This window comes from Tissierella sp., from assembly GCF_031460495.1.
Lineage (GTDB): Bacteria > Bacillota > Clostridia > Tissierellales > Tissierellaceae > JAVKTS01.
This window is the reverse complement of the sequence record NZ_JAVKTS010000004.1, coordinates 253,908-266,925: the sequence shown is the minus strand read 5'-3', so window position 1 is coordinate 266,925 and position 13,018 is coordinate 253,908. Positions and strand designations below refer to the sequence as shown.

The 13,018-nt window shown below is 27.9% G+C and carries 8 protein-coding genes; 1 reads left to right on the top strand and 7 read right to left on the bottom strand.

Annotated elements, in window-relative coordinates; translation table 11 throughout:
- Window positions 1-7 precede the first annotated feature (7 nt).
- The 3 genes from RIN63_RS11890 to RIN63_RS11880 all read right to left on the bottom strand — a co-directional run bounded on the left by RIN63_RS11890 (window position 8) and on the right by RIN63_RS11880 (window position 3,301).
- A complete protein-coding gene (locus RIN63_RS11890) occupies window positions 8-961 on the bottom strand; it encodes a polysaccharide deacetylase family protein (RefSeq protein ID WP_310444950.1) in 954 nt (317 codons plus the stop codon).
- Window positions 962-1,190: 229 nt separating this feature from the next.
- Window positions 1,191-1,511, bottom strand: coding sequence for a hypothetical protein (locus RIN63_RS11885; protein ID WP_310444949.1), 321 nt, complete (start codon window positions 1,509-1,511; stop codon window positions 1,191-1,193).
- Between the two features lie 65 nt (window positions 1,512-1,576).
- Window positions 1,577-3,301: an ABC transporter ATP-binding protein gene (locus tag RIN63_RS11880; RefSeq protein ID WP_310444948.1), complete on the bottom strand. Its 1,725-nt coding sequence runs from the start codon at window positions 3,299-3,301 to the stop codon at window positions 1,577-1,579.
- A 133-nt stretch (window positions 3,302-3,434) separates the two neighbouring features.
- Between RIN63_RS11880 and RIN63_RS11875 the strand changes: the two genes are divergently transcribed.
- Entirely contained in the window at window positions 3,435-4,577 is a 1,143-nt protein-coding gene (locus RIN63_RS11875; RefSeq protein ID WP_310444947.1) for an MFS transporter, read from the top strand.
- A gap of 2 nt (window positions 4,578-4,579) precedes the next feature.
- On the opposite strand, the gene RIN63_RS11870 is transcribed toward RIN63_RS11875, so the two are convergent.
- Genes RIN63_RS11870 through RIN63_RS11855 form a run of 4 tightly spaced genes read right to left on the bottom strand, consistent with a single transcriptional unit; the run spans window position 4,580 to window position 12,998 of the window.
- Window positions 4,580-6,382, bottom strand: coding sequence for a hypothetical protein (locus RIN63_RS11870; RefSeq protein ID WP_310444946.1), 1,803 nt, complete (start codon window positions 6,380-6,382; stop codon window positions 4,580-4,582).
- Window positions 6,383-6,397: 15 nt separating this feature from the next.
- The gene (locus tag RIN63_RS11865; RefSeq protein WP_310444945.1) at window positions 6,398-6,601 is read right to left on the bottom strand and encodes a hypothetical protein; all 204 of its coding nucleotides are present in this window, start codon (window positions 6,599-6,601) and stop codon (window positions 6,398-6,400) included.
- 17 nt (window positions 6,602-6,618) lie between these two features.
- Window positions 6,619-9,894, bottom strand: coding sequence for a UvrD-helicase domain-containing protein (locus RIN63_RS11860; protein ID WP_310444944.1), 3,276 nt, complete (start codon window positions 9,892-9,894; stop codon window positions 6,619-6,621).
- Window positions 9,894-12,998: a PD-(D/E)XK nuclease family protein gene (locus RIN63_RS11855; RefSeq protein ID WP_310444943.1), complete on the bottom strand. Its 3,105-nt coding sequence runs from the start codon at window positions 12,996-12,998 to the stop codon at window positions 9,894-9,896. Before RIN63_RS11855 ends, RIN63_RS11860 begins: the two co-directional genes overlap by 1 nt.
- Window positions 12,999-13,018: the final 20 nt, after the last annotated feature.

Genomic DNA, 13,018 nt, shown 5'->3' with positions numbered 1-13,018 from the left:
CTGTATTTTATTCTTGACCTAATGGTTTAAACTCATATCCCTCTTTTATCAAGTACTCAATTGTTTCTGGTAAAGTTTCAGCAGTATTTTTTTTAGTATCAGTATCATGCATCAATACAATAATTTCTTTCTGTTTTTTTATGGTAGATTTCAATCGTTTAACCAAATACTCATTTGATAAATCTGTCCCTTCTGTATCTCCATTTAATGCATTCCAATCATAATTTAGATACCCTTCTCCTATTGCTGCCTTTAAAAATGTGTCCTTATATTTACCAAAAGACCCACCTGGTAACCTTAACAGCTTAGTTTCAAAATCTTCCCCTAAGAGCTTTTTAAACATTTCATTGTTTTTCTCTAAATCCATTAAAAAATTATCAACATTATTATAAATGTAACTATACTTATGGCTATAAGTATGGTTTCCAATAGAATGACCCTCCTCAAAAACCCTCTTTAATACATCTGAATTAACTTCTGCCATTCTACCTATTACAAAAAATGTTGCTTTTATATTATAATCATCTAATATATCTAAGATTGCAGGTGTGATATTTTTAGAAGGTCCATCATCAAATGTTAAATAGGCTATTTTTGGATTTTTCGCCCTTTCTTCTGCTATTCGTTTCTCCTCTTCTGCTTTTATCTTTTCCTCAGCAATTCTCTTTTCCTCTGCTACTCTCATTTCCTCTAAAATTCTTTTTTCTTCTGCAGCCTCTTTTGCTTTTATTTCAGCTAAAATTTTATCTTCTTCTATCTGTTTAATCTCTTTATATAAAACTTTGTTAATTGGACTATTCTTACCTATTATGTCTAAGGTATCTGAGATAGACATAGCTGCTACACTATTACTTGGTTCAATGAAGAACCTAGCTGAGGTAGTGCCAATTAGAAAAAATATAATAGCAAGTACAAAAATATATCTCTTTTTAATTACAATAGTTTTTTTACTATCTTCCACAGATGTCACCCCTTTGTTAAATGTCTAATGACTTAAACTTATTAATTTCTAGTATCTAAGATTAATTCTAGCATATTATAAAAACTAATTCCATTGGTTACAAATAAATTAATAAATGGTTACAAAGATTTTACATTATACTTCTCTCTGCATATATTTCCACAATATTAATATTCAAACAAAATAGGCTTATATAAGCCTATTTTCTTTAATAAATGTAAAAGTTTTTTTACAGTGGATAAAACGATTGATTTCTTCTTAATAATTCTGAAATCAAGAATATAGTTATTAAATCTCTTGTAATCCTACTTCTCCCATAGAAAATTCTTTGTTCAGATCTAACTCTACTAGATCGGTATCTTCTTTCATATGGGTCTTCATGTATTTCTGGGCATTCCCGCACCATCTTAATATATATGTCATCTACCATCTTTTCCATTTGTTCATCTGTGATTTGCTCCAGTGAACAATTTTCATCCAAATGCTCATTTACAGCTAAAATAATCTTTGGATAAACTCTGTAATATAGTTCTGGATAATCATAAGACATAAAAACACCTCCCCTTTATATTCCTCTAATATAATATGAAAGGCGAGGTGTTTTTGATACTATTCCTATGATAAATCCTTAAACTGTGATTTATATAACCTTGCGTATAACTTGTCTTCTGCTAATAAATCTTCATGTTTTCCTCTTTCTGCAATTCCTTCAGAAGTAAGAACTACTATTTCATCTGCATTTTTTATTGTTGATAATCTATGAGCTATTACCAAAGTGGTTCTACCCCTAGATAAATCTTCTAAAGAGCTTTGTATAATCAATTCAGTTTCATTATCTAAGGCAGAAGTAGCTTCATCTAATATCAATATTGGTGGATTCTTGAGAAACAATCTAGCAATAGAAATTCTTTGCTTTTGCCCACCTGATAATTTTACGCCCTTCTCACCTATAAATGTATTATATCCATCTGGTAAAGTCATTATGAAGTCATGTATACTTGCTTTTTTAGCTGCTTCAATTACAGAGGCTTCATCAGCTTCAGGATCTCCATATATAATATTGTCTCTGATAGTGCCAGTAAAAAGAAAAACATCTTGCTGCACAAGCCCTATATTTTTTCTCAAGTTTTTAATTTTAATATTCCTAATATCAATATTATCTAATAAAATCTCACCATCTTTTATCTCATAAAACCTAGGTATAAGATGACATAATGTTGTTTTCCCCGCTCCAGAAGGTCCTACTAAAGCAATTGTCTTACCAGCTTCTATCTCCATATTCAAGTTAGAAAGAATGGTATCTTCACCGTTATTATAGCTAAATGAAGCATTCCTAAATTCTATATTTCCTTGTACATCCTTTAATTCTATAGAGTTCTCTGAGTCCTTTATATCAGATTCAATGTCCATTATCTCAACAAATCTCTCAAATCCTGTCATTCCATCTTGAAGTTGTTGTGAAAACTCTGCAAGTCTTCTAATTGGCTGCATAAAGAAATTTACATAAAGTGTAAATGAAAATAAGTCTCCAAAATTAATTATACCTCTATAAACAAAATATCCTCCTAGACTTATAACTAGTAGATTCAGAATGCTTGACATGATTCCTATGCCTGAAGCAAATTCTGCCATTACTTTATAGGATTCTTTTCTAGCATTACTGAAGCTTAAATTTCCTTCATTAAACTTTTCTATTTCAAATTCCTCATTAGTAAAGGATTTTGCTACTCTTGCTCCAGAAATACTATTTTCAAGTTGTGAATTTACATTTGCGATTTTCTTTCTTACTTCTCTAAAAGAATTTGACATTCTATTTCGTTTTGCTATTACAAACCAAATCATAAGAGGAACGAAGGCAAATAAAATTATAGTAAGTCTCCATTCAATTTTGACTAAAACTGCAAATGAACCTATTAACATCACAGAGGAAATAAATATATCTTCTGGCCCATGGTGAGAAAGTTCCGTAATATCCCTTAGATCATTTACTATTCTAGACATAATATGTCCTGTTTTATTATTATCATAATAACTAAAAGGCAATGTCTGTAGATGAGAAAATATATCTCTCCTCATATCATGTTCAATTCTAACTCCTAATAGATGACCCCAATAAGAAACAATATAATTACTTATATATCTTAGTACAAATAAAAACACCATAAATATTGTCCATCTCAAAAGCAAGTCCATTCTTCCATCGGGGATAATCTCATTAATCAGTTTTCTAGTAAAGATTGGAAAGACCAAATCAGATATAGATATAAGCAGTGCAAAAAACATATCTATAAAAAACAGTCTTTTATGTGGTTTATAATACGATATAAATCTCTTTAGCAAATATAGCCCTCCTCCTATTCTTTTAGTAAATGTTTCGAGTCACGAATATTATATACTATTTTTGCTTTTATTTCAATTCTAATGTATTATATAATGATATATATTAAATATAAATACTTTATTGGAGGACATAATGAATAATCTACTAATGTTTGTAACAACATTTTTAATTCAATTAATCATCTCAACTGAAATGGGAATAATAGGTCCACTAGCTCCCTTTTTATCTAGACATTTTCTTATTAAAGAAAACATGGTCATATTGTTTCACCTTGGATATTCTTTTGTAGGAATACTGGTACCATTTCTAGGTGTTTTTGCTGATAAATATGGTAAAAAGAAAAGCATAGCAATTTCATTAGTTTTATTTATATTTGGATCAGTAACTGCTAGCTTTGCAAAAAGTCCCTTAATTTTTGCATTTTCTAGGATATTTATTGGATTTTCTTATTTTTCTTTAAGTGCTACAAACTTATCTTATGTTTCTGAATTTATATCCTATAAAAACAGGGGTAAGGTCTCAGGACTACTTAGAACTGCCTTCGGTATAGCAACCCTCCTAAGCCCTATTTATGCCTCTTTTTTAGTGAATAAATATAGCAATATTTCAATCATATATCTTCCATTAGCTTTAATTGGAGTTTTGTCCTTAGGATTATTATCTAGGATGCCCGAGACAAAAAAATCAGATGATGTGAAATTAGATAAATCCGAGTTTTTATCTTTATTAAAAAACCCGCTGATAAAAAAAATGTTAATCTTAGTATTTCTCATACTTACTGCTCCGTCACTAATGTTAAACTACTTAAGTATACATCTATCAAGCAGTTTTAAGGTTTCTCAATTGAATATTGGTGTCTACTATACTATAATTGCAGTTGGAACAATATTGGGTATTGTTTTTGCTGGAATCTTCTCCGATAGAATCGGTAAACACAAATTAGCTAAAAGTCTATTTGCAATTATGCTACTAGCCTTAATACCTATTAATTTTATTAATTCTCTGATTCTATTATTAATTCTAGTTACATTATTGTCTTTTGGTTTAGATGGAGGATGGACAGCTTATCAAGCTCTTTGCTCTGAAATCGTACCAGAGAAAAGAGGAACATTTATGAATTTAGTTTATACTTTTAACGCTATGACAATAACTTTTTATAGTTTAATCGGGCCTATTATCTATAATTTAGGTGGATTTAGGTTGATTGTAATGATCGCTACTATAACAACAGGATCTGCAGTATATTTTATATCAAGACTACCTATAAAGGAGTAAAATTATTCAATACCAATTCTATTAATAAAATCAAATATTAAATAATGCATCATATATATAAAAGTTATAACACCAGTATCATTTATTGCAAAACCTATTAAAGAAGTGATAATCATTATTATCGCTTCTTCTTTTATATCTTTACTATACTTCAATCTCTTATATAGTTTTTTTAATATAATAAATTGAAAGATTAGTACAATTGAAAAGGGTGGAGATAGTGTTAGTTTAATAAGCTCCCTAGCTTTAAATGTTGCCATTGATACAAATTCTCCAATTCCATTTTCCTTAATTCTATAAAAAAATTGTATTGCATGAGATTTTCCCTCATTAATGTTATCAAGATACATATTCAAACAAAATATTAATGCTCCTATAAATAGCAATATAACAATATTTTTCAGACTAATCTTTTTATTTAAAAATAGTATATACATCATTATCCCAAATAAAGCTATGGATGTAATAAATCCTCCTGTATTTGCTCCATATCTTGTAGAAAGCACTACAATATTTAAAACGAATATTAATAAACCTACAAGTCTCTTTATATTTGCATTTAATATAGTCTTGGTAATATTGAAATAAGTTAATATTGAAGTAGCTAATAATACTCCCATTATTCCATTATTAAGTCCATAATACCTTGCTCCATACACTAAATTGTTAAATCCCATATAAGAATTATATATCATCTTTGGATAAAAAATCGTTCCAATAACTATTAATAGATATGTTAAAATACTAATATGTTTTACAAAATCATAGTTCTTCTTTACTACAGACTTTGCAATTATATAAGCTATTGGAATAATAATAATCAAATATAAAAACAGATTCTCATGAAATTGAAAAAAACCTAGTATTAAAGAGATACAAATTATAGTAGAAGTAAAAGCATAGACTATGTTCAGCCATTCCCTTGATTCTCTTCGCCTTAATATCCATATACCTAATAGACCCTGTGTTAAATAAGTAAGTCCATGAAATATAAATGCTATTATTAGCAGATTCATTGTGTTGGTATATATATCCTTTATTTCTTTTAATGGCTCGTTTTCTGATACCATTAGAAACTCATTTCCTATATTTGTCTTCTTGCTATATCCATAAGTATTTTTTATTTGAACAGAAATATCTTCTAAAGTTATAAATCCTTCCCGATTAGTAGATAAACTTGTTAACACTCCTGAATCCTGCTTATTTATATATATAATTGGTACTATATAATTGTTTATAAGATTTTTATCTTCTACAGCTGCTTTTTTAGGTAGAATAATTATTCTATTGTCTTTATATTTTTTTAAGTAAGAACTTAATATATCTATTCTATTTGATTCATCTTCAAAATTATATCCCAAACTTAATAAATTCGATTTACTCAGCATATTATCTGTGTTTTTTACTAACCATTCAAGATCATATATTAAGGTGTCTTCCCTATAATTAACTTTCTTGGCATTATTCACAACTACTAAATCCTCTTTACCTTCTCCTATATAAGAAACCTTCTCTTTCTCTAAGATATCTCCTATATATTCAATACCAGAATTTTTTTTCCCAACTTCAGCTAAACTTAGTTTTCTACCTGTATTTATGGATAAATACAATCCTTCTTCTGAGTATGATGACCTTGTCTTTAAATTTACTAGACCTATTCCATACTTCTCTAAAGAAAGCTTCTCAACTATGTTGAATGGTAATTCATCAACGATAACTAATATTGTTTTTATTTCCTCCGCCAAGGAATTGGCAGGTAAAAATATAATTAAAATTAAAAATATAATGGTAAGAGTTTTTCTCATAATAATTAGGCCACCTTAATATATAATTGAATTAATAATCCTATATATTCCTAGCAGTAAAGAAAAAATACACACTAACATATTGTACTTATATTTTAGATCCTTCTTGCTTTTATCCTTTTTATTAAAGACTTTTTCTCCATCTACAATATCTATATCATAGTTTTCTCTTATATATATAAATATACCTATGGCAACAAATCCTATTCCTATTATCAATATTGCACCTCCTAATTCTATGTTAAACTACAAATAGATTTATGTTCACAAAAATTACAATTTCTATCATTCTTCATATAATTTAAAATATTACTATTATTAGATACAAAGTCTATAAAACTTTCTATACGAGAAATATTTTCTTCCAGACTTCTTTCATTAATTGATATTTTAACAAATTCTCCATCTTCTAAGAATAGTATTCCTACGCTATCTAATTCTATCTCCATTACCTCTTTGACAACATAGGCATATAACTGTAATTGAGGTAAATAATGATTTATTAGTTCATTTTTATTTGTTACTCTATTGGTCTTAAAATCAATAATTTCAGCTTTACCATTTTTTATATTTACTCTATCAATTACTCCGGTGATAAAACTATCCTTAATTTTTAAATAAAATGGTTTTTCAATATATATTTGATCATAATCTTCATTATATTCCTTTAGGTAATTATTAATGTAGGGTGTTAATTTCTCATATATACTATCATTATAGTTTGTACCAAATGATTTACATACCTTTTCCAACAAAATCTTTTGATCCATTCCTAATTTATAGTGTTCAATAAACTTGTGTATAATATTTCCTTTCTCTAAACCTGTTAGGTAGGAATCATTATTAGATTTTTCATTTGGTTCTTCATAGGTAACAATTTTTCTATAGTAATCCATATAAAATTTTCTGTTACAATCTATAAAGCTTAAATACTGACTTATACTAAACCGCTCTAGGGTCTTCTTATTATGATCAGAAATCTGATACAATAGGGGTAACTGTACATTCGTACTTTCTCTGTGATTAACTAATTCTTTATTAATCAAATTAACTGAAGAATACCCTTCCATATCCATATCAATATCCGATATTATTTTGCATTGATCGGGATTTATCAAATCTTTTATCATCTTTTTAAAGCCACTGTCCTTACCTTGATTCCCTAAAATAAGCATCTTCTCTGCCCTTGTCATTGCAACATATAGAATTCTCTCTCTTTCCTCTTTATCTTTTCTATCTGCTTCTTTGCGTATACTGTCATATAAGGCTCTAGTGCTTCCAAATTGGACACCTATTCCTATGTTTTTATCAAATAGTATATTTGGATAATTACCTCTACCAGATGTGGACATTTCAGGAACTATAACCACTGGAAATTGTAATCCCTTTGATTTGTGTATAGTTAGTATCTTAACCACATCTGCATTCTCTGATTCAGTTTTACCTTGTGATTCATCTCTTTCCTTTGATTCCTCAAGGTAATCAATGAAATCTTCCATAGTAGCAATATTTCTTTTTTCATACTCCTTCACAATATCTCTAAACTTATATACATTAGCTACAGATTGTTTTCCTCCCTGTTTTAAAAGTAAAGATTGTATGAAATAGGTTTTACTAATCAAGGTATCTACTAATTTTGATAAGTCATATAAGTTTTTCATTAAATATAATTCATCAATCAAACTTCTTGCATCTATTATAGACCTTTTCTCCTCATCACTTAAGTAAGAATTGTTTTCTACTTCTACCAAGGAATTATATACTGTAGAGTCCTTAGACTTAAGTATCCAATATATAATTCTATCGGAAAGTCCTATTAAAGGCGATCTTAAAAATCCTATGGTTGCAATAGTATCATAGGGGTTACTGATAGATTTTAATGCATTAATTAAATCCAATATTTCTTGTTGTAGAAAAAATCTCTTACCTCCAGAATTGTAATAAGGTATACCAAAGTTCTTTAAAGCATCTTCATATATATGATTTCTTGTTGTAGCTCTAAACAATATTGCAAAATCACCATATTTAAACTTTTTTGATATTACTAATTCCTTTATTCTTTTTGCAATGAGTTCTGCCTCAAAATGTCTATAATAATTGTTTTGATTCTGACCTATTGGTACCTGAAGATTAATATTTTCTAATATTTCCACATCTATTTGATTTTCTGATATATGAAATTCTTTTAACGGTGAATATTTATTTGGCATTAACTGTCCAAATATATTATTTATAAAACTAATTACCGTACCTACAGTCCTATAGTTTTTTTGTAAGGTAATTGTATCTTCATTAGAAATAAGTTTAATATCTTCTATTACATCATAAAAAACATCTAAGTCTGCTCCTCTAAATCCATATATAGATTGTTTTGGATCCCCTACAACAAACAGATTTGATTTATCTAATTTTTTATTAACTGTTGCTAGTTTATAAAATATGTTTTTTTGTAGTTCATTTGTATCTTGAAACTCATCAATCATTATATATTTAAACTTATCTTGATACATATTTCTAATAAATTCGTTATCTAGTAGTTTTAAAACCATTATCTGAAGATCATCATAATCTAATCCCCCTATTTCTCTCTTTTTTAAATCATAGTTAATATTTATATCTATAAGCAAATCTAAAACAGTATTATAGTAATTAATATTATTTACTTCTGAACCTAGAAGGGTTTTTGCCATAGTTTTTTTCAATAGGTCAATCTTCTCTGGTTCTTTTGTGCTTGTTCCAATATTATCGTAAAGATATGCTAAAATCTTAGGCAATTCATTTTCATCATAATCTCCTTCTATAAATCTTATCCAATTTACATCTTCCCTTAATTTATATATCTTTGAATTCTTCGGAAGCTTATCTATTAGATAATGGAAGGTTTCTTTTATGATTATTAAATCAGATTCTTCTATTTTAAGCTTTTTAATATAATCTAATGACTTCTCCTTCAACTCTTCGAAAGAGATACCTACAGTTCTAATTTTGTTGTAGACATCGTAGAAATCATTTACTATAAAATCAGTACTATTTTTCTTGAATAATCTCAACAACTTATATACTTCTTCATCTTTTTCTATACCATTATTTAGAACTTCCCTAATAGATTCTTTGAGAAGTTTAGTTGATACACTATCTTCCAAAACTTCAAATAGAGGGTCTAATTTTGCTTCTATTGGATTTTCTCTTAGGATTTTTGCGCAAAAACTATGGATAGTAGAAATATTTGATTTGTCCATATCCCTATAATACATTCTCCATTTAGAACCTTTACTAAAATTCTTTCTAATTTCTTTTCTAATTCTATCAGTCATTTCTTGTGTAGCCTTTTTGGTAAAAGTAATAGCTACAATGGACTCTATCTCTTTTCCATCCTCAAGATTCCCATTTTCTAATATGTGTACAAATCTTTCCGTTAGAACCTTTGTTTTTCCAGTACCTGCTCCAGCATTAACAGCCACATTCTTATCTATTGTATTAATTGCAATTTGCTGAGGATCATTGAGACTCATTACTCCACCTCCAATTGTTCTTCATATCTACAAATATCTTTGTAGATGCAATAAGGAGAACATTCCATAGGATTAACTGAAAAATCTCCATTGAACATTCCTGTTACGAATCTATTTATATTAGCCTTAGTTGTCTCCATTAGCTTGTCCCATTCTTCAGTATCTAAAGCTCCTTTGTTTCTACTATTTATCATTTTTGTTTCTTCTAGCAAACCTAATTTAACCTCAAAATCTCCATTTGCTATTATTCCGTATAGACCTGCTACTACCTTTTTATCTTCTTGAGACAAGATATAAATAGGTAATTGTAATGATATACCCTTTTCCATACTATCCACATCATAAATTCCATAGGAACTACTCTTATAGTCCATTATTGTATATTTATCTTCTCCTAAAATCTTGTCAATTCTATCTATCTTCCCTCTAATTTCTATCTTTCCATTGTCTAAATCAAGAATAAACTTATTATATCCGCCAAATTCTACCTCAAAGCTATGGGGCACTAGCTTTTCACTAGAATTTGTTATCCTTATTATATCCTTTTCTATGAATTCTCTTAATCTGTCATAGGTATTTTCAATGATTAGTTGACTATGCTTGTTTTGTGAGTTCAAATCATGATTTCTAGAATATGTTTCTACAAGTTCCATTAAATAATCCAAAGAATCTTCTACCAAGAATAGTTTTTCTCCCGCGACATGCTTAGATATATCTTCTTTGTATGCATGATAGTAATGTCTTAGAACATCATGATAAATATTTCCTACATCCATAGGGCTATATTCTTCAAAACTTCTTTCCATTTCCTCTACATTAAGTAAATTACTCAGTAAAAAGTAATATGGGCATCTACCATAGGCTTCCAAATAAGTATTTGAATATACTTTGTCTTTTAATAATTCTTTTATGTCCTGAATAATTAATTCATCGCTAATCATTCCACTATATTCATTGAATGTTTCCTCATGCCTTTTATATTCACTAAAGACCTTATGATTAATATCTTCGAATCGCTTTCCATCAATGGAATTATGAAGAGAAAAATATCCCAAGGATTGATTTGACATATCATTATGGTGATTTAAAACTAAATAATTAGACAGTTCTTCTATAGTCGTTATATTTTCTATAGAATCCTTAAGTAAATAATCTATATCGATATCAATTGATTGTATTTTTTCCTCTGTATTTTCTCCATTAAACATACTTAGTACTTCATCTAAAAACATAGATGGGAGACTGGTTTCAGTTGAATCTCCACTATATGATAAATATGCTCTATCTATACAAGAAGATATTAATGCTGCAAACTTTATTGCTTCGTTATTTAACCTTTCATGATAATTTTTATAATCCAATCCGATTTTTCTTAATTCATGGCAATTATCATCATTTATAAAAAAATCATTCCTTTGTATTACAGGATATTGCTGTTCTGACAAACCAGTAATAAATACAATATCGTGGTTAAATCCTCTACTGTTTATTAAATTAAATATTTTTACGCCATTTAGATTTCCATCTTGATCTAAAACGGTCTCATCTTGAATTAATCTAGTTAAAGCTTCATAATAATCTTCAATTGAGATCTCTGCCATAAGCATAGAAATTTGCTCCATACTATCAATTATTTCGTGTAATTTTTCCAAAGCTGATTTATCCCTATAAAACAAGTTGAAATCTTTATCCTTACTATATCTATCTGCAATTTTATCATTTAAACAATAGTACTCAATCCTCGCCTTAAAAATACTATTATAATTCAGTACAGAGTTGCTGTCTGCAATCAACTTCATTTCATCTAAAATTATATCTATTACTTCACTAATAGGTTCTATACTGTCGGCAGAGATATTTAAACTGTTTTCATTGGCAAATAACCCTATTAATTCATCAAGATTGCTGAAATTTAACTTTCTTAAAATAAATTCTAACTTATCTTTCAATTCATTATCCACTATATTAAAATAATGTGATTTAATTCTATTGACTACAGTAGTTTTACTAAGATTACTTACCTTAGTATCAATTATATTTAAAAATTCTTTGATTAAAGGAATTTCAATTAGTGGAACTTCCTTTTGTAAACTTATAGGTGTATTTTCTTCCTTAGCTACTTCGAAGAGTATATCTTTATATTCTTCATTTAACAGTACTATAGACATTCTATTTAATTCTCTTCCATCTCTATGAAGTCTTTTTATCTCCTCAAAAATCCTTTTTAATTCAATATAGATTGAAGGGGAGTTAATTAGAGTTAAATTATTATTATATTCTAAGGATATTGTTTCTTCGTTAAAAAAGTTATAGCCTATTAACTCAAAGTCTGTCATCTCATCTTTCTCTATATATTCTATATCAAATTTTAGCCCACTTAATGTCTCTATTGTATCTTTAATAGTTGATAACTTAGACTTCATATCAAAGGGGATGTTTATGTATATATCTATATTAGACTTGCATAATTCTTTTATTATATCAATTTCAATAGGTCGAAAATCATAGAATTCATCAATAATTATATAATCTAAGTTATTAAAATAATTGTTGTTATTCTTTAATTTTTCTATTGCTTTGAAATAAGCAGCTTCTCTATCTAATAAATTTAACTCATCTAGACAATTCTCATATCCAGAGTATATAAGTCCTATTTCTTTATAATTTATTTTACTAGGACAATTATTTAGATAGTCCTTTGGATAAACTAATGACCTTTTTATCTCACCTATTATACTAGATAAAGTCTCTATAAATCCTTCCATAGAAATAAAATCCTTATAATATATGATTTTCCCTTCATCTTTTAGTTTATTAATTACCTTTTTTATGATTAAATCCTTCATAGCATCATTTATAGTTAAATAAATTTCATCTCTTAATATATCTTTGACTACATTATCAAAAGTAAATAAATTAATCTCAAATGATTTTTCAACATGGTTTATGAATTTCCTTCTATAATCTGTTAGTAACTCACCATTTGGCAATAAGTAGTAAAACTTATCACCGTCCTTGCTTTTCAAGCTTTTTAATGCTTTATTTATTAAATCATCTTTTTTCTTATTATTAAAAGGTCCTAAATATACAATTCTATCAGACATCATATTCTCCCCTTTTATTG